Annotated in this window: 11 protein-coding genes, 3 tRNA genes and 4 pseudogenes; 13 read left to right on the forward strand and 5 right to left on the reverse strand. The window is 50.6% G+C overall.

Annotated elements, in window-relative coordinates:
* The first annotated feature begins 167 nt into the window (after positions 1 to 167).
* On the forward strand, positions 168 to 890 hold the full coding sequence (gene sdiA / locus ACMVME_RS08685; RefSeq protein WP_050737002.1) for a transcriptional regulator SdiA: 723 nt from the start codon (positions 168 to 170) through the stop codon (positions 888 to 890).
* A gap of 66 nt (positions 891 to 956) precedes the next feature.
* Here the strand turns inward: sdiA and ACMVME_RS08690 are convergent, their stop codons facing one another.
* Positions 957 to 1,181 (reverse strand): DUF2594 family protein, encoded by a 225-nt coding sequence (locus ACMVME_RS08690; RefSeq protein WP_003859644.1) that lies wholly within the window; start codon positions 1,179 to 1,181, stop codon positions 957 to 959.
* Positions 1,182 to 1,647: 466 nt separating this feature from the next.
* On the opposite strand from ACMVME_RS08690, the gene uvrY reads away from it, so the two are divergent.
* From uvrY to ACMVME_RS08720, 6 genes are all read left to right on the forward strand, one after another.
* Positions 1,648 to 2,304, forward strand: a complete 657-nt coding sequence (gene uvrY, locus ACMVME_RS08695) for a UvrY/SirA/GacA family response regulator transcription factor (protein WP_013096026.1) — start codon at positions 1,648 to 1,650, stop codon at positions 2,302 to 2,304.
* The gene (gene uvrC / locus ACMVME_RS08700) at positions 2,301 to 4,133 is read left to right on the forward strand and encodes an excinuclease ABC subunit UvrC (RefSeq protein ID WP_047355474.1); all 1,833 of its coding nucleotides are present in this window, start codon (positions 2,301 to 2,303) and stop codon (positions 4,131 to 4,133) included. Before uvrY ends, uvrC begins: the two co-directional genes overlap by 4 nt.
* A 56-nt stretch (positions 4,134 to 4,189) precedes the next feature.
* On the forward strand, positions 4,190 to 4,738 hold the full coding sequence (gene pgsA, locus ACMVME_RS08705; protein ID WP_014170706.1) for a CDP-diacylglycerol--glycerol-3-phosphate 3-phosphatidyltransferase: 549 nt from the start codon (positions 4,190 to 4,192) through the stop codon (positions 4,736 to 4,738).
* A 152-nt stretch (positions 4,739 to 4,890) separates the two neighbouring features.
* Positions 4,891 to 4,966 (forward strand) — tRNA-Gly (locus ACMVME_RS08710).
* Positions 4,967 to 5,012: 46 nt separating this feature from the next.
* Positions 5,013 to 5,086, forward strand: a tRNA-Cys gene (locus ACMVME_RS08715).
* 11 nt (positions 5,087 to 5,097) lie between these two features.
* Positions 5,098 to 5,184: transfer RNA gene (locus ACMVME_RS08720), tRNA-Leu, on the forward strand.
* A gap of 97 nt (positions 5,185 to 5,281) precedes the next feature.
* Here the strand turns inward: ACMVME_RS08720 and ACMVME_RS08725 are convergent.
* A pseudogene (locus tag ACMVME_RS08725) lies at positions 5,282 to 6,293 on the reverse strand (integrase).
* Positions 6,294 to 6,494: 201 nt separating this feature from the next.
* Between ACMVME_RS08725 and ACMVME_RS08730 the strand changes: the two are divergent.
* Positions 6,495 to 7,602: pseudogene (locus tag ACMVME_RS08730) on the forward strand (IS3 family transposase).
* A 690-nt stretch (positions 7,603 to 8,292) separates the two neighbouring features.
* On the opposite strand, the gene ACMVME_RS08735 reads toward ACMVME_RS08730, so the two are convergent.
* Positions 8,293 to 9,300: an acyltransferase family protein gene (locus ACMVME_RS08735; RefSeq protein ID WP_068794759.1), complete on the reverse strand. Its 1,008-nt coding sequence runs from the start codon at positions 9,298 to 9,300 to the stop codon at positions 8,293 to 8,295.
* A gap of 235 nt (positions 9,301 to 9,535) precedes the next feature.
* Here ACMVME_RS08735 and ACMVME_RS08740 point away from each other — a divergent pair.
* Positions 9,536 to 9,685: pseudogene (locus ACMVME_RS08740) on the forward strand (class II holin family protein); the annotation flags it as partial.
* Positions 9,678 to 10,217: pseudogene (locus ACMVME_RS08745) on the forward strand (lysozyme). The pseudogenes ACMVME_RS08740 and ACMVME_RS08745, both read left to right, overlap by 8 nt.
* A gap of 922 nt (positions 10,218 to 11,139) precedes the next feature.
* On the opposite strand, the gene fucO reads toward ACMVME_RS08745, so the two are convergent.
* Positions 11,140 to 12,288 (reverse strand): lactaldehyde reductase, encoded by a 1,149-nt coding sequence (gene fucO, locus ACMVME_RS08750; RefSeq protein ID WP_068794758.1) that lies wholly within the window; start codon positions 12,286 to 12,288, stop codon positions 11,140 to 11,142.
* A 27-nt stretch (positions 12,289 to 12,315) separates the two neighbouring features.
* Positions 12,316 to 12,963, reverse strand: a complete 648-nt coding sequence (fucA, locus tag ACMVME_RS08755) for an L-fuculose-phosphate aldolase (RefSeq protein ID WP_020883353.1) — start codon at positions 12,961 to 12,963, stop codon at positions 12,316 to 12,318.
* A gap of 543 nt (positions 12,964 to 13,506) precedes the next feature.
* Here fucA and fucP point away from each other — a divergent pair.
* From fucP to fucK, 3 genes are all read left to right on the forward strand, one after another.
* Positions 13,507 to 14,817, forward strand: a complete 1,311-nt coding sequence (gene fucP / locus ACMVME_RS08760) for an L-fucose:H+ symporter permease (protein WP_047356879.1) — start codon at positions 13,507 to 13,509, stop codon at positions 14,815 to 14,817.
* Positions 14,818 to 14,847: 30 nt separating this feature from the next.
* The gene (gene fucI / locus ACMVME_RS08765; RefSeq protein ID WP_068794757.1) at positions 14,848 to 16,623 is read left to right on the forward strand and encodes an L-fucose isomerase; all 1,776 of its coding nucleotides are present in this window, start codon (positions 14,848 to 14,850) and stop codon (positions 16,621 to 16,623) included.
* A gap of 101 nt (positions 16,624 to 16,724) precedes the next feature.
* Positions 16,725 to 18,143, forward strand: coding sequence for an L-fuculokinase (gene fucK, locus ACMVME_RS08770; protein WP_047955783.1), 1,419 nt, complete (start codon positions 16,725 to 16,727; stop codon positions 18,141 to 18,143).

The following is an 18,143-nucleotide window of genomic DNA, read 5'->3' on the forward strand; positions in this document are numbered from 1 at the left end:
CTTCGCACGACACCGTGTTTTTTTATTCCGCTCAGGCCCAATAAACCTTATCAAACGTAAAGTTAATTGTGCTGTTGCCGATATTTTGTGGTTAGAAATAAGTTTTATGTGTTAGGTTATATTCACCATAATAATGAATATCATTTCAGAGGCTTCATTTAGTAAGTATGAAGGATTCAGACTTTTTCACCTGGCGACGGGAATGCTCCCTCCGGTTTCAGAAATTGACCTGTACCGACGAGGTATATCAGGAACTTCAGCGACAAACTCAGGCGCTAGAATTCGATTATTACGCACTCTGCGTACGCCATCCCGTGCCTTTTACGCGGCCTAAGATTTCTGTGCATACCACTTATCCGCCACAGTGGCAGGCGCAATATCAGTCGAAGAATTATTTCGCCATTGACCCGGTGTTAAAACCGGAGAATTTCATCCAGGGGCATTTACCCTGGACTGACGAATTATTCGCGGATGCTGAGGAATTATGGCATAGCGCACGGGAGCACGGCTTACGTACAGGAATAACGCAGTGTCTGATGCTGCCGAATCATGCTCTCGGTTTTCTGTCGGTTTCTCGTACTAGCATGCTGGAGAGTCCGTTAGACCATGAGGAAATAGAGCTGCGGTTACAACTGCTGGTGCAAGTGGCCTTAACATCGTTGATTCGATTTGAAGATGAGATGGTGATGCCGCCTGAGATGAAATTCAGCAAACGTGAACGGGAAATTCTTAAATGGACCGCGGAAGGGAAGACGTCGGCGGAAATTGCGATCATTCTCTCTATATCAGAGAATACGGTTAACTTTCATCAGAAGAATATGCAGAAGAAATTCAATGCGCCTAACAAGACGCAGATCGCGTGTTACGCGGCGGCGACCGGGCTTATTTGAGTAGAGAGTACGTTCTGCGTGTCAGACGAGGCAACGGCTGAATGCACCGCATCCAGCCGTTTTTTATTACTGGCGGTAGGCTTGTTTAATTTGCTTAACGGTGTTGGCAAATACCGCGGATTCAGCCTGGTCTTCCATCTGCGCGATTTGTTTTTCCATTTTAATGATCACACGACCGGCGTCAGCCTGGCCCATCGCCTGTAGCATCAGCGTTAGCAGCGATTTCAGGCAGTTTACTTCCTGTGCCAGTTCCTGGTTATTCTCCGCAGTGGCAAATTCAGGTGTGCTCATTTATTTTCCTCATTATAAAACGGCGCTCGTGCGCGACGATGAAAGTCAAGGCGGCGGAGTATACCACAAGGCGCAGCAAAAAATGCAGCGGTTGTTTTTCGTACTTTTACACTGGATGTTTATTTGCGTAAACAACGCGTGCCGCTAAACTGTGCGGCGTTAATAGCGACGAATTGTTTATACCCGGTTCGCTTGTCGTTAATTATTGTTACAAAAATTTAAGAACTGTTTTTTTACGGACTCAGGTGACAGGTTTTTTGTAACTTTTTGAATACAGATGCTTAAAAAAAGCTGCACAAGCCCTGGTGGCGCGGGCTCTCTTTCCACGTTCTGTACAGCCTAATTTCCAAAAACGAGAGCGAAATCGAATAGCCGATTTTTTAACGTTTTAATCTTGTGAGGAAAACCGTTAATATAAACCAAATTATCACTCAGTAGCGTTATCCCTATTCTGGAGACATTTCCTTTGATCAACGTCCTTCTTGTTGATGACCACGAACTGGTGCGCGCAGGGATACGACGCATTCTTGAAGATATAAAAGGTATTAAAGTTGCTGGTGAGGCTTGTTGCGGCGAAGATGCCGTAAAATGGTGCCGCACTAATTCGGCCGATGTGGTGTTGATGGATATGAACATGCCCGGTATCGGTGGTCTTGAAGCAACCCGCAAAATCGCGCGTACCTTTGTTGATACAAAAGTCATCATGCTGACCGTGCATACTGAAAACCCGCTGCCCGCGAAAGTGATGCAGGCGGGCGCTGCCGGTTACCTGAGTAAAGGTGCCGCGCCGCAGGAAGTTGTCAATGCTATCCGTTCCGTGTTTGCCGGACAGCGTTACATTGCTTCCGACATTGCTCAGCAGATGGCCCTGAGTCAGATCGAACCCGAGAAAACGGAATCGCCGTTTGCCAGTTTGTCCGAGCGTGAATTGCAGATTATGCTGATGATCACCAAAGGTCAGAAGGTAAATGAGATCTCGGAACAGCTGAATCTTAGCCCGAAAACGGTGAACAGCTATCGTTATCGCATGTTCAGCAAACTGAACATTCATGGTGATGTTGAACTGACTCATCTGGCCATCCGGCATGGTTTATGTAATGCGGAGACGTTGTTAAGTCAGTGAGTGATGTGTTCGATTCAAAAGCATTTCTGAAAACCGTAACCAGCCAGCCTGGCGTCTATCGTATGTATGACGCTGGCGGTACGGTTATCTACGTGGGGAAAGCGAAAGATCTCAAAAAGCGCCTCTCCAGCTATTTTCGCAGTAACCTTGCCTCCCGCAAGACCGAAGCACTGGTCTCACTCATACAGAATATTGATGTTACCGTCACGCATACCGAGACGGAGGCGCTGCTGCTTGAGCATAACTATATTAAGCTCTATCAGCCGCGCTACAACGTGCTGTTACGCGATGATAAATCCTATCCGTTTATCTTCCTGAGTGGCGATACGCACCCCCGGCTTGCTATGCACCGCGGTGCAAAACATGCCAAGGGTGAATATTTCGGCCCGTTTCCCAACGGCTATGCCGTACGTGAGACGCTGGCGCTGCTGCAAAAAATCTTCCCTGTTCGCCAGTGTGAAAACAGTGTCTATCGCAATCGCTCACGCCCGTGTCTGCAGTACCAGATTGGCCGCTGTCTGGGGCCATGCGTTGCCGGGCTGGTGAGTGAAGACGAGTATGCGCAGCAGGTCGAGTATGTGCGCCTGTTTTTAGCCGGGAAAGACGATCAGGTATTAACGCAGCTGATCGCCCGGATGGAGAAAGCCAGTGCAGCGCTGGAGTTCGAAGAGGCCGCGCGGATCCGCGACCAAATCCAGGCGGTGCGCAGAGTCACTGAGAAACAGTTCGTCTCGAACACCGGTGACGATCTCGACGTGATCGGTGTTGCCTTTGACGCCGGCATGGCCTGCGTGCATGTGCTGTTTATTCGTCAGGGTAAAGTGCTCGGGAGCCGCAGCTATTTCCCGAAAGTGCCGGGGGGGACGGAGCTGGGTGAGGTGGTTGAAACCTTCGTCGGCCAGTTCTATCTGCAGGGGAGTCAGATGCGCACGCTGCCATCGGAGATCCTGCTTGATTTCAATCTCGACGATAAAACGCTTTTGGCGGATTCGCTGTCAGAACTGGCTGGTCGTCGGGTTAACGTGCAGACCAAACCGCGCGGTGACCGCGCGCGTTACCTGAAGCTTGCCCGGACCAACGCGGCGACGGCGCTTACCACAAAACTGTCCCAGCAATCGACGGTCCACCAGCGTTTAACGGCGCTGGCTACGCTCCTGAAGCTGCCGGAGGTTAAACGGATGGAGTGCTTCGACATCAGCCACACGATGGGCGAGCAGACCGTGGCCTCCTGCGTGGTGTTTGATGCTAACGGCCCGCTGCGCGCGGAATATCGTCGCTATAACATCACCGGGATCACGCCGGGTGATGACTATGCCGCCATGAACCAGGTGCTGCGCCGTCGCTACGGTAAAGCCATCGAAGAGAGCAAAATCCCGGATGTGATACTGATTGACGGCGGGAAAGGGCAGCTCGGGCAGGCGAAAGCGGTCTTTGACTCACTTGATGTGAGCTGGGATAAAAACCATCCGTTGCTGCTGGGCGTGGCAAAAGGGGCCGATCGTAAAGCCGGTCTGGAGACGCTCTTCTTCGAACCGGAAGGGGAGGGCTTCAGTCTGCCGCCGGATTCTCCGGCACTGCATGTTATCCAGCATATCCGCGATGAGTCACACGATCACGCCATCAGCGGGCACCGGAAAAAACGGGCGAAGGTAAAAAACACCAGTACGCTTGAGACCATCGAAGGCGTCGGGCCAAAACGCAGGCAGATGTTGCTTAAATATATGGGCGGATTGCAAGGATTACTCAATGCCAGCATGGAGGAAATTGCAAAAGTGCCGGGTATTTCGCAAGCGCTGGCAGAAAAGATCTACTACTCGTTGAAACATTGAGGGCTCTGTAGCAACATAGAGCTAAATTTTACTGACAACAAACAGTTACCGTCATTATGCAATTTAATATCCCTACGTTGCTCACTCTTTTTCGCGTTGTGCTTATCCCGTTCTTTGTACTGGCGTTTTACCTGCCAGTCGTCTGGGCCCCTTTTGCCTGTGCACTGATTTTCCTGGTGGCTGCGGTTACGGACTGGTTTGATGGTTATCTGGCACGCCGCTGGAACCAAAGCACCCGCTTCGGTGCCTTCCTCGACCCGGTCGCCGATAAGGTCATGGTCGCTATCGCGATGGTGCTGGTGGCTGAGCACTACCACACGTGGTGGGTAACGCTGCCTGCAGCAACCATGATTGGTCGTGAGATCATCATCTCTGCGCTGCGTGAGTGGATGGCGGAGCTGGGTAAGCGCAGCAGTGTCGCGGTATCGTGGATTGGTAAAGTGAAAACCACCGCGCAAATGGCCTCGCTGGTCTGGATGCTCTGGCGTCCAAACGCCTGGGTTGAGTGGGCGGGGATTGGGCTGCTGTGGGTTGCTGCGGTACTGACGCTCTGGTCTATGCTGCAATATTTAAACGCTGCCCGCGGCGATTTGCTTGATCAGTGATCGTTTCGACGTAATTTTCAGCAAACGATCCGGGGATGCAAAAAATAACGTTGACTCATACCGTCATATCAGTAGAATGCAACGCATCGAACGGCGGCACAGCTAGCCGGACGATAATGAAATCAAGTGGTTAGAAGTTAACTTGATGACATGCGGGAATAGCTCAGTTGGTAGAGCACGACCTTGCCAAGGTCGGGGTCGCGAGTTCGAGTCTCGTTTCCCGCTCCAGATTAAAGACATGCGCAATAGCGGGTGTCGCGTAAAAAAGTTTTACGGCGCGTTAGCAAAGCGGTTATGTAGCGGATTGCAAATCCGTCTAGTCCGGTTCGACTCCGGAACGCGCCTCCACTTTCTTCCCTGGCCGGATGGTGGAATCGGTAGACACAAGGGATTTAAAATCCCTCGGCGTTCGCGCTGTGTGGGTTCAAGTCCCACTCCGGCTACCATGGGAAAAAGCAGAATAATCAAAGCAATAAGCAGTGTCGTGAAACCACCGAAAGGTGGTTTTTTTGTGCCTGAAATCCATTTTCCTAACATGACTTGTCATTTTTGCCCACCAACCACCGGAACGATCTTCACTTTTCGATCGTAACGGGCCGTCTGGGTAATAGTTTTGTGCCCAGAAATTTGCTGCTTTTCCTGCAGGCTTCCTTCCAAATCAGACACACCTTTCGCCTTCGAATCGTCAAAAGTAAAATCAAAAAGCAGGTGAGGGTATTTCTTCTGCGTCTCTTCTTTTGCCTGCTGCCAGCGGCTGTTGAAGCCATCATGCGAATATCTCTGTCCATTTTGTTGGTGGAGAACGTAAATACTCGACACACCGTTTTTCAGCGGTAGTGAATTTGCCAGTTTTATGGTGGCTGCCAGGCGGAAAGAGCATGCTTTAATTTGCTTCGCGGCCGTTTTACCTTATCGTATAAAGATCTCTTCTGGCAGTAAATGCGCTTTTTGAACGGCAAGGACATCACCATGGCGGCAGGCAGAGATAAGTAATCTCCATCGCTACTTTCACGACAACCGGCGAGATCTCATAAAGCGCGTTATATTCCTGATCTGTAACGTAGCGTTCGCGTTCTTCCTCTTTAAATTGACGAACTCCCTTACATGGGTTCCCTTTCACTATCCCCCTTTCATAAGCCCATCCATAAACTCTACTTATGAAAGCCTTTTCCCTTTTTGCCTGAACAGGGGCAACTACACCCCGTTTGTCCATGTATTGTCGTATGTGCTGTGGTTCAAAGCTGTACGGATCCATCTTCCCGAATACCGGGACGAGCTTACGGACATATTTTTTATAATCCTTACGAGTTTCCGCACTATGCTTGTGATAATCCGCGCTGGCATAAAATTCATTGAATAACCCAGAAAGATTGGTCTTTTCCTCTATATCTTTTAGCGCAGCCTCGTACTTGGCCCAAACTAATGAAACAGATGAGTCGAGAGGGCATAGGGATACAGAACCACCGCTAGCCGGGTGAAATTCATATTTTGACTTCCCCCTGTAGACCCGCGGTGGAAGTATTGCGTCTACAGGATTTTTACGTTTGTCAGCCATTACATTGCATCAAAATTAGGGGGCGTTAACTCAGGATCAAGGTTATTCCCAATTCGTAAGAAGATAGGATTACTTACGTGATTCCAGGTCGTTCGTGGATAACTCTTACTCTCGATGATCAGTTGCATCATAGGCTATGCTGATCTGCTTAATACACACCGATGTCAGTAATATCTTCATAAATCATATGAGGACATCCCCATGGAGAAGCGTTTTTCCGACGAACAGATCATCAGTATCCTCCGCGAGGCCGAAGCCGGGGTTTCAGCCCGTGAGCTCTGCCGTAAGCACGCCATTTCCGACGCCACCTTTTACACCTGGCGCAAGAAGTATGGCGGTATGGAGGTACCCGGGGTTAAACGCCTGAAGTCGCCTGAGGAAGAGAACGCCAGGCTCAAGAAGCTGCCTGCCGAAGCCATGCCTGATAAGGAGGCACTTCAGGTGGCTCTGGGGCGAAAGTACTGACGACAGACCACAAGCGGGAAGCCATTAAGTTTATGTGTGATGCGACCGATCTGTCGCAACGTCGTGCCTGCAGGCTTACAGGTTTGTCTCTGTCGACCTGCCACTACGAGGCTCAGCATCCGGCGGCTGATACGCATTTATCAGGGCGCATCACTGAACTGGCACTGGAGCGCAGGCGTTTTGGTTACCGCCGCATCTGGCAGTTATTGCGCCGTGAAGGCCCAAGCGCGTTTACCGCCTTTATCATCTCAGTGGTCTGGACGTAAAACGCAGACGGCGTCGTAAAGGCCTGGCAACGGAGCGTCTGCCGCTGTTCCGCCCGGCGGCATCTAACCTGACCTGGTCAATGGATTTCGTCATGGACGCGCTGGCCACCGGTCGCAGGATCAAGTGCCTGACCTGTATGGACGACTTCACGAAGGAGTATCTGACAATTATCACCGCATTCGGGATTTCAGGCGTTCAGGTAACGCGTATTCTGGACAGTATTGCACTGTTTCGGGGCTATCCGGCGACGATAAGAACGGACCAGGGACTGGAGTTCACTTGCCGCGCACTGGATCAATGGGCCTTTGAGCATGGTGTTGAGTTACGGTTAATCCAGCCGGGTAAACCAACGCAGAACGGATTTATTGAGAGCTATAAGGGCCGATTTCGCGATGAATGTCTGAATGAGCACTGGTTCATCGATATCGTTCACGCTAGGAAAATCATTAACGACTGGCGGCAGGATTATAACGAGTGTCGGCCACATTCAGCACTGAATTATCAGATGCCATCAGAGTTTGCAGCACGATGGCGAAATGAAAAATGTGAAGGTAGACAAACCAACATTACTAACTGACGGTTGTATCTAATACTGGGAGCAGGTCACTGACAAACTTTGTACTATGTGGAGCGACTAGTGGAGGGGATGTTTTTCCTGGCACCAGCACAAGGAAGGTTACAGATACCATTTTTAAATTCAGAAATATCCAACTTCGGACGCACAGTCGTACAGAGTCGAATGGCTTCAACTAGATTAATGGACAATATGGATTTAAGAGCGGCGTAGGGGCATACGGCATAAATAACTGTAAAGTTGGATTTGGTGATTGCGTAAATCTTTCTCCTCTAAATGGCCGTGGTGCTAATGGTTCATTCCAGAGATTTACGTTGCCGGCACAGAGCAAGACTGCGGGGGCGACTGGTAAAATATAAATATGACAGGTGAATTCCAACATACAAATTGAGCTTAGTGGTGCGATGGAGCTTGTTTCTGAAAATTTCAAAGCACCCTGGAGATACTCTACATGGACTAAGAATCTAGTAACAACAGGCCCCACATTAAATATTTATCGAGTTGGAACGCTGGAGGCCATTACTTATAATGGTGGCGCGACAAATTTCTTAGCTCAACTAATGACAATAAACTGGACGACTAATACGAGTGACACAGGATGGTATAACGGGACTATAAGTTCAACGGAAAGCCATCTCCCGTATATATTATCTATACAGTGATAATTACAGGAGGGTTGGCGCCCTCCTTTTTTCATGCAACCAGTTCTTGTTTGATTCTTGCTTTCTGTTTGAGCCACGCTATCGATGGCTTCTCAATGTTTTTGTGAATGAATATGCCAACAATTACAGATGTGGCGATAAGAATGAAGGACATAACAATCGCAACATTTTTATCATTGCTGTTCCTGTCAATTGCATTATTTAACAAATGAGCGAAGTAAATATGAGAAATGTAAATGCTATACGACGCGTCTCCAATCAAATGCATGAAGTTGCTTATTGTCCCTTTCCCGTTTTGTGACAAGGTTGCAATAACAATTATAAAAAAGGCTGGTATCCCAAAGGATATAATTCGTGGGTTTCCAGAAAGCGAGAATAAACCGATATAAAGAAGAGTAAAAGTTGTGATGTAAAAAACTGGAGTTTTAATTGAAATAAACTCTTTCAGTTTTGGGTGGATGAGAGCATAAATACATCCGGCGGCGAAGTTAACCATCAACGGATCTTGCAAAATAAACCCTAAGTTAACCCATCCCCTTCTTTCAGTATTAAGTTCTAAACTATCACCTGCAATAATGCAAGTGACTATTATCGTGGATACAAAAATAGCAGCGAAATTTTTCTTCCTGCTGAAAATCAAAGTGAATGAGAACATAACATAGAAAATCATCTCATAAACCAGAGTCCAAGTTGGTGAATTAGCCATGCGCGCCCTGTAGTTATTTATCTCTGGAAGAAGTAAAAAATTAGCAACGAAGTTGTAATGCTGAATTACAGGAACGGTAGAAAGTATCAAAGGTAGAGAAACAATAATATATATAGGATAAATCCTTCTTACCCTGTCGCAGAAAAAACGGATTGGACCTTTACTGTCGTTCTGGGTGTAAACCATGAGGAATCCTGAAAGGACAAAAAATATATCAACACCCATCCCCCCGATTCCAAGGAAAAGCCATCCGAATACAGGCCCCCAGAAGTGATTTAGCACTACCATCATTGCGGCGATTGCTCTAATCACCTGTAAGTTTCTGAGCTCCATAAGCACCTGTTACAATAGAATTAATTTTATTAGAAAGAGCTAATCCCTTTAGGAGGGTAGTTTAGCATTTGTCATGGTTCTAATCGACCTCATCTATATGGTCAGGGTTCCGACCAGCCCTCGAGTTTACCCTCGGCTCACATAAAGATTTTCCCCATAAGGGGGGAGGCATGAGGATGAACAACCTATCAGACGTAGCGGCAGGACTATCCTACGGCGCAACTTTGGGTACTGACTATTGCAACTACTCGATAAAGTGAGACCCAGCCAGTGGGCCGCAATCGGCGTCCTTGCCAGTATTCTTTCTGGTTTAATGACATATCTGACCAACCTGTATTTCAAAATCAAAGACGATCGTCGAAAAGAGTCCCGCGATAATGGCTAACAGCAAGACTAAACTCAGCGCCGCAGTTCTGGGGTTAGTGCTTGCGGCTCACCTGCATCCGTCATCCTCGATCAGTTTCTGAATGAGAAAGAGGGTAACAGCCTGACTGCGTACAGAGACGGCTCCGGCATCCGGACGATTTGCCGCGGTGCCACGATGGTTGATGGTAAACCGGTGGTATAGGGCATGAAGACTGACGCAAGCAAAATGTGACCGGGTAAACGCCATCCAACGAGATAAGACTCTTGCCTGGGTAGAGCGCGACATCAAGTTTCCTCTGACAGAACCGCAGAAAGCAGGTATAGCTTTTTTCTGCCCGTACAACTTCGGCCCTGGCAAACGCTTCCCGTCCACGTTCTATAAGCGCATCAATACGGCTGACCGGAAAGGAGCGGGCGAGGCAATTCGCTGGTGGATTAAAGATGGTGACCAGGACTGTTGACTGACAAAAGGACAGAAGAATGGCTGCTATGGTCAGGTTGAGCGCCGAGATCAGGAAAGCGCGTTAGCGTGCTGGGGGATAGGCTGGTGACAATTAAAGCGAAGCTGTTATCGCTGGTCGTCCTGCTGGAGCTCTTTGCTGGCCGGTTACCTGATAGGCTGGTATGCGCACAGCGACAAGGTAAACAGCTAGCATACAGCAAAGAATAAAAAGGCGGAGAAAGCCATCGCCACTGGTGAGCAGAAAGCGGCAGCGGCCAGCGCAGAGGGAAAGGTAATTTACCGTGCCATTTACCGAGACGTGGTGAAATATGTTAACGACTCGAATCATATTAAGTGCGATTTTGACGATCATGCTGTGCAGTTGCGGCAGCAAGCCCTCGATGCGGCCAACTCCCTCAGCGGATTTGATGCAGGAGTCGTGCAAGGGAGCGAGTAAAGCCAGAACAGACGGCGTCGAAGAGCTGCAAGCGGACATCGAAACAGCGGGATGTCTGCGTCAGTTGCGGCTGGATAAGTATCCTTGACAAGCGCGGTACAGGGCTACGTAATAAAGCATTTTCATTCATCAATCATTCCGAAGATTGGTACCAAAGAGGCTGTAAGTGCATGTATTCAAAGTGGTGATATTTTTGTCTATGTTCGGAAGAATTTTATAATGCATTGATTTTGCAGGTTTTAACTACCAATTTAAAATCCCTCGGCGTTCGCGCTGTGTGGGTTCAAGTCCCACTCCGGCTACCATGGGAAAAAGCAGAATAATCAAAGCAATAAGCAGTGTCGTGAAACCACCGAAAGGTGGTTTTTTTGTGCCTGTTTTTCGCCGTATACCATAGTTTCACCCTTCAACTTCGCCACAATAAGAGGGCAATCATGCCCAACAATGGCCATTAGCGATAGGATCTGTCGGCGTCGGTTGTCAGCTGCGAAATCACGGTTTTAAATACTGATGGCACTGTCTCTCTGCGTCACCCGGCCCAGAAGGGTCCTCTAAACCGGGTAACGCAGTCGCACTACCAGGCGGTATGGTACAGCTCGCTAATATCTGCCAGGCTCGCTTCCCGTGGGTTGCCGGCAGTACAGACATCATCATATGCCGCCTGGGCCAGCATCGGGATATCTTCTTTTTGTACTCCAGACTCACGCAGATGGAGCGGGATGCCCACATCGTGATTAAGCCTGAAGACGGCATCCACGGCAGCATTGCGCGCGTCTGCAAGGCTCAGCCCTTCAACCTTCACGCCCATCGCCCGTGCAATATCGCGGAATTTATCGCCGGTAAAGTCAGCGTTGTAACGCATGATATGAGGCAGCAAAATGGCATTCGCCACGCCGTGCGGTGTGTCATAAAAAGCACCCAGCGGGTGCGCCATACCGTGAACCAGCCCCAGGCCAACGTTGGAAAAGCCCATGCCGGCAACATACTGGCCCAGCGCCATCGCCTCGACGGCATCTCGATCGCCCTTGACTGAATCGCGCAGCGCGCCGGCAATAATCTCAATCGCCTTGATGTGTAGCGCATCGGTCAAGGCCCATGCGCCCCGGGTAATATACCCTTCAATCGCATGGGTCAGCGCATCAACGCCGGTTGCTGCTTTCAGCACTGGCGGCATACCGTCCATCATATCTGCATCGATAAAAGCCACCTGCGGAATGTCGTGCGGATCGACGCAAACAAATTTACGCCGCTTCTCTTCATCAGTGATCACGTAGTTAATGGTCACTTCAGCCGCTGTTCCGGCTGTAGTGGGAATGGCCAGAACGGGTACGCTGGGGTTACGGGTTGGGGAGAGGCCTTCAAGGCTACGAACATCCTTAAACGCCGGGTTATTGCTGATAATACCGATTGCCTTACAGGTATCCTGAGGCGAGCCGCCCCCGATAGCGATAAGGTAATCTGCGCCGCTGTTCTGAAAAACACCCAACCCTTCCTGTACTATTCCGATTGTCGGGTTAGGAAGCACGCCGGAGTATATTTCCCAGGCCAACCCCGCCTCGTCCAGCTTATCCGTGACCTTCGCCACCACGCCACACTGTATCAGTGTCCTGTCGGTGACAATCAGCGCTTTATGATAGCCGCGACGCTTTACCTCATCGCAAAGCATCCCTGTCGCGCCCCGGCCAAACCAGGCCGTTTCGTTCAAAATCATTCTTTTCGCCATGGCATTTCTCCTGTTTGCTATGCGATGTCATTCTTCAATGCGCAGTCCGTAGGTTTTGAATTTTTCCAGCACAATGGCGATAGCATCGTCATCCAGTACCGGGACCGGATCCGTTATTGCCAGCGTGCAAAGGTACAGTTGTGCCAGTACTTCAACTTCATGCGCCAGCCACAGGGCTTTTTCCAGATTTGCTTCACAGGCAATTAAGCCGTGGTGTTGTAACAGCGTTGCTTTGCGGTTCCTGAGGGCAAAGGCGACATAATCGGACAGCTCGCGTGTCCCAAATGTGGCATATGGCGCGCAGGGTATGGAATTACCGCCTGCGGCGGCAATCATGTAATGAATGGCCGGGATAGGGCGGTTAAGAATAGACACGGCGGTACAGTGCACCGCATGGTTATGCACCACCGCCTGCGCATCCGGACGCGTCTGGTAGGCGGCCATATGGAAACGCCACTCGCTGGAAGGCAGTTTGCCCTGTTCATGCTGACCGTCGGCATCAATATAAACGATGTGTGACTCCGTCAGTTTTTCATAGGGGATCCCCGTTGGCGTTATCAATATCCCGTCCTGATAGCGCACGCTGACGTTGCCAGCCGTGCCCTGATTTAGCCCCAGGCGGGTCATTTCCAGGCAGGTATCAATAATCTGCCGCGCCAGTCTATTTCGTTCCATTTGTTACCTCTCTTGATGATCTAAAGCACCAGCAGAACAAGCCTGTTGTCCTGATGAATTAACCGTATATTTGCGCACCATCTTTATAGGGAATAACGCTAAAAAAAATCCGGTGGTTTCACTTTGTGATCACCGTCAATTAATAGTCTGGAATTGATCCTTATTCAATTAATTCATTTCGGTAAAAATGACCGATTCAGAAGATTTTTATTCAAACAGTCGTTTTGATGATTTTTACCGTGAAAATGCCCGTTTTCGGAGTAATACATTAAATCGGTCACTGGGGTTGTGGTTTTTCATGTTTATTTTCCCCGGTGGGGGGTGTTTTTATTAAATTTAAAGTGATAACGATCACATAAAGATATCGCGTTGCCGTTAAATGTGATTGTCATCATATTCGCCCCCCTTTTTTACATGAAAATGCATTCACGAGATCATTCCGATCGCCAGATTCGCGCCAGTAAGAGTAAAGCACCTTTTTATTTTTACCGTCTGGCAAGAAAGGAAAGTCACATTCTGACGCTTCTGACTAACGAGGGTGTTATGGGAAATACAACAATACCAACGCAGAGTTTTCGTGCGGTCAATGCCGGGCAAGCCCAGCGTTACATTATTCCTTTCGCGTTACTCTGCTCACTGTTTTTTCTTTGGGCAGTCGCTAATAACCTGAATGACATTTTACTCCCCCAGTTTCAGCAAGCCTTTACCCTGACAAACTTCCAGGCTGGCCTGATACAATCTGCGTTCTATTTCGGCTACTTTGTCATTCCAGTTCCTGCCGGGATACTGATGAAAAAACTCAGCTATAAGGCAGGTATTATTACCGGGTTGTTTTTATATGCCATTGGTGCTGCATTATTCTGGCCTGCGGCTGAGTTAATGAATTATACATTGTTTCTTGTCGGTCTTTTTATTATAGCGGCGGGGTTAGGTTGCCTTGAAACTGCTGCTAACCCCTTTGTGACAGTGCTGGGGCCAGAGAGTGGTGGTCATTTCCGTCTTAATCTGGCGCAAACTTTTAATTCTTTTGGCGCTATTATTGCCGTTGTGTTTGGACAAAGCCTAATTTTGTCTAACGTGCCGCATCACTCTCAGGCGGTACTCGATAAAATGACGCCAGAACAGCTAAGCATTTATAAGCATAGCCTGGTGTTATCCGTACAAACGCCTTATATGATTATCGTGGCAATTGTATTGTTGGTCGCCCTGCTGATTATGTTGACCAAATTTCCGGTACTTCAGAGCGATAATCACGTCGACGGCACACAAAGCACATTTTCTGCCTCTCTTTCCCGTCTGGTCCGTATTCGCCACTGGCGCTGGGCGGTGCTGGCGCAGTTCTGCTATGTCGGCGCGCAAACTGCCTGCTGGAGCTACCTGATCCGGTACGCTATTGAAGAGATCCCCGGCATGACGCCAGGTTTCGCCGCCAACTACCTGACCGGCACCATGGTGTGCTTCTTCATCGGGCGCTTTACCGGTACATGGCTAATCAGCCGCTTCGCACCGCATAAAGTACTGGCCGCTTATGCCCTGCTTGCCATGGTGCTATGCCTGGTCTCCGCCGTATTCGGCGGCCATTTCGGTCTACTGGCCCTAACGCTGTGCAGTGCATTTATGTCTATTCAGTACCCAACCATTTTCTCCCTTGGGATTAAGAACCTGGGTCAGGATACCAAATACGGCTCGTCATTCATCGTCATGACCATTATCGGCGGCGGGATTGTGACGCCGGTCATGGGCTTTGTCAGCGATGCTGCAGGCAATATCCCAACAGCAGAACTGGTTCCGGCAGTGTGTTTTGCCGTCATCTTCATCTTTGCCCGTTTCCGTTCGCAAGCGGCAACGAATTAAACCTGTATCCGAAAACGTGAGGGATCTGTCATGAAAAAAATCAGCTTACCGAAAATAGGTATCCGTCCGGTGATTGATGGTCGTCGTATGGGGGTTCGTGAGTCTCTGGAGGAGCAAACCCTGAATATGGCCAACGCCACCGCCGCGCTGCTCACTGAAAAGCTTCGTCACCCCAACGGCGAGCAAATTGAATGCGTCATTGCTGACGGTTGCATTGCGGGGATGGCCGAATCTGCCGCCTGTGAAGAAAAATTCAGCAGCCAGAACGTCGGCGTGACCATCACCGTGACGCCGTGCTGGTGCTACGGGAGCGAAACGATCGATATGGACCCCATGCGTCCGAAAGCCATCTGGGGTTTTAACGGGACTGAACGTCCGGGTGCCGTTTATCTGGCCGCCGCGCTGGCTGCACACAGCCAGAAAGGGATTCCGGCATTCTCTATTTATGGTCATGATGTCCAGGACGCCGACGACACCTCTATTCCCGAAGATGTTGAGGAAAAACTGCTGCGCTTTGCGCGTGCCGGTTTAGCCGTCGCCAGTATGAAAGGGAAAAGCTATCTCTCCATTGGGGGGGTGTCGATGGGGATTGCCGGTTCCATCGTCGACCCTAACTTCTTCGAATCCTGGCTGGGGATGAAGGTACAGGCAGTTGATATGACTGAACTGCGCCGCCGCATTGATCAGAAAATCTTCGATGAAACCGAACTGGAAATGGCGCTGGCCTGGGCGGACAAAAACTTCCGCTACGGCGAAGACCAGAACGCGCAGCAGTATAAGCGTAACGAAGCGCAGAACCGCGAGGTGCTGAAAGAGAGCCTGCTGATGGCGATGTGTATCCGCGACATGATGCAGGGCAACCCAGCACTGGCGGAAAAAGGGCGGGTGGAAGAATCGCTGGGCTACAACGCCATTGCGGCAGGCTTCCAGGGCCAGCGTCACTGGACCGATCAATACCCGAACGGCGATACCGCCGAAGCGTTGCTTAACAGTTCCTTTGACTGGAATGGCGTGCGTGAACCCTTTGTCGTCGCGACCGAAAATGACAGCCTCAACGGCGTGGCGATGCTAATGGGCCATCAGTTGACCGGCACAGCACAGGTGTTCGCCGACGTGCGCACCTACTGGTCTCCAGAAGCGGTAGCGCGCGTGACCGGTCAACCGCTCAGCGGTCTGGCTGAGAAGGGTATTATCCACCTGATCAACTCCGGCTCTGCGGCTCTCGATGGCTCATGCAAACAGCGCGGCAGCGATGGCAAGCCGACGATGAAGCCATTCTGGGACATTAGCCAGCAGGAGGTTGATGCCTGCCTGGCGGCCACCGAATGGTGTCCGGCGATACATGAATATTTCCGCGGCGGCGGTTTCTCTTCTCGCTTCCTGACCGAAGGCGGCGTGCCGTTCACCATGACCCGCGTGAATATCATCAAAGGTCTTGGCCCGGTTCTGCAGATTGCAGAAGGCTGGAGCGTGGAACTGCCGAAAGAGATGCACGATCAGCTTGACGCCCGTACCAACTCAACCTGGCCGACCACCTGGTTTGCGCCACGTCTGACGGGTAAAGGTCCCTTTACCGACGTTTATTCCGTGATGGCGAACTGGGGGGCAAACCATGGCGTGCTGACCATCGGCCACGTTGGCGCAGACTTCATCACCCTGGCATCAATGCTGCGAATTCCGGTCTGCATGCATAACGTGGAAGAGTCGAAGGTCTATCGTCCTTCCGCCTGGGCTGCGCACGGCATGGATAGCGAAGGCCAGGATTACCGCGCCTGTCAAAACTATGGCCCGCTGTACAAACGTTGAGTAACGTCTTTGCCCGGTAGCGTATGTTTACCGGGCCTGTAAAACACCGAATTGCAGGCCGGATAAGCGACACGTTAGCCGGCGACGTTTCAGGAGTTGCTATGAAACAAGAGGTTATTCTGGTTCTCGACTGCGGAGCGACCAATATCCGGGCCATTGCCGTTGACCGGCAGGGCAAAATTATCGCCCGTGCCGCTACGGCAAATGCCAGCGACATCGCCATAGAAAATAGCGCCTGGCACCAGTGGTCTCTCGAGGCCATTATGCAACGCTTCGCGGACTGTTGCCGCTCGCTGAAGACGAGTCTGGCAAACTGCCACGTTCGCGGCGTCACGGTGACCACCTTCGGCGTTGATGGCGCGCTGGTCGATGAGCACGGCAGGCTGCTCTACCCAATCATCAGCTGGAAATGCCCACGCACCATCAAAGTCATGAAAAATATTGACCGCTTGCTGTCACCTCAGCGGCTTCAGGACATTTCCGGCGTGGGGGCATTTGGCTTCAATACGCTGTATAAGCTGGTGTGGCTAAAAGAAAATCACCCGCATCTGTTGGAACAGGCACACGCCTGGCTGTTTATCTCGTCGCTGATTAACCACCGTCTGACCGGCGAATTCACCACCGACGTTACTATGGCAGGGACCAGCCAGATGCTGGATATTCAACAGCGCGATTTCAGCCATGAAATTTTGCAGGCGGCGGGTTTGCCGCGTCGGCTCTTCCCACGTCTGGTGGAAGCCGGTGAGCTCGTCGGTAATTTACAGTCTGATGCTGCCCAATGGCTTGACCTACCCGCCGGTATCCCGGTGATTTCCGCCGGACACGATACCCAGTTTGCGCTGTTTGGTGCAGGTGCCGCGGCGGATGAACCCGTCCTCTCCTCGGGAACATGGGAGATCCTGATGGTGCGCAGTGCGCAGGTCAACACGCCGCTGCTCAGTCGCTACGTCGGTTCTACCTGCGAACTGGACAGCCAGACAGGGCTGTATAACCCTGGCATGCAGTGGCTGGCATCGGGCGTACTTGAATGGGTACGTAAACTGCTTTGGACCGAAGAGACGCCCTGGCAAACGCTGATTGAGACAGCCCGCCGCATACCCATGGGGTCCGAAGGGGTGAAAATGCACTGTGATCTCCTCGGCTGTCAGCATGCAGGCTGGGAGGGCGTCACACTCAACACCACACGCGGTCATTTTTATCGCGCTGCGCTGGAGGGCCTCACCGGGCAGCTGGCGCAGAATCTGCGCACGCTGGAAAAGATCGGTCACTTCAATGCGACTGAACTGCTGCTGGTCGGCGGTGGCAGCCGTAACATGCTGTGGAACCAGATCAAAGCCAATATGCTCGGCATCCCCATCAAGGTACTTGATGATGCTGAAACCACTGTCGCGGGGGCAGCCCTGTTTGGCTGGTACGGGGTCGGAGAATTTACGAGCCCGGAACACGCCAGAGCGCAGATGCATTATCAGTACCGCTACTTCTTTCCGGAAACCGAATCTGCACCGATCGAGGGAGTTTGA

The organism is Enterobacter cloacae complex sp. 2024EL-00711 (assembly GCF_047529885.1).
GTDB classification, from domain to species: domain Bacteria; phylum Pseudomonadota; class Gammaproteobacteria; order Enterobacterales; family Enterobacteriaceae; genus Enterobacter; species Enterobacter ludwigii.

Coding starts and splice junctions, on each gene's coding strand:
- sdiA (WP_050737002.1), top strand. CDS start 168: ATGAAGGATTCAGACTTTTTCACCTGGCGACGGGAATGCTCCCTCCGG.
- ACMVME_RS08690 (WP_003859644.1), bottom strand. CDS start 1,181: ATGAGCACACCTGAATTTGCCACTGCGGAGAATAACCAGGAACTGGCA.
- pgsA (WP_014170706.1), top strand. CDS start 4,190: ATGCAATTTAATATCCCTACGTTGCTCACTCTTTTTCGCGTTGTGCTT.
- ACMVME_RS08735 (WP_068794759.1), bottom strand. CDS start 9,300: ATGGAGCTCAGAAACTTACAGGTGATTAGAGCAATCGCCGCAATGATG.
- fucO (WP_068794758.1), bottom strand. CDS start 12,288: ATGGCGAAAAGAATGATTTTGAACGAAACGGCCTGGTTTGGCCGGGGC.
- fucA (WP_020883353.1), bottom strand. CDS start 12,963: ATGGAACGAAATAGACTGGCGCGGCAGATTATTGATACCTGCCTGGAA.
- fucP (WP_047356879.1), top strand. CDS start 13,507: ATGGGAAATACAACAATACCAACGCAGAGTTTTCGTGCGGTCAATGCC.
- fucI (WP_068794757.1), top strand. CDS start 14,848: ATGAAAAAAATCAGCTTACCGAAAATAGGTATCCGTCCGGTGATTGAT.
- fucK (WP_047955783.1), top strand. CDS start 16,725: ATGAAACAAGAGGTTATTCTGGTTCTCGACTGCGGAGCGACCAATATC.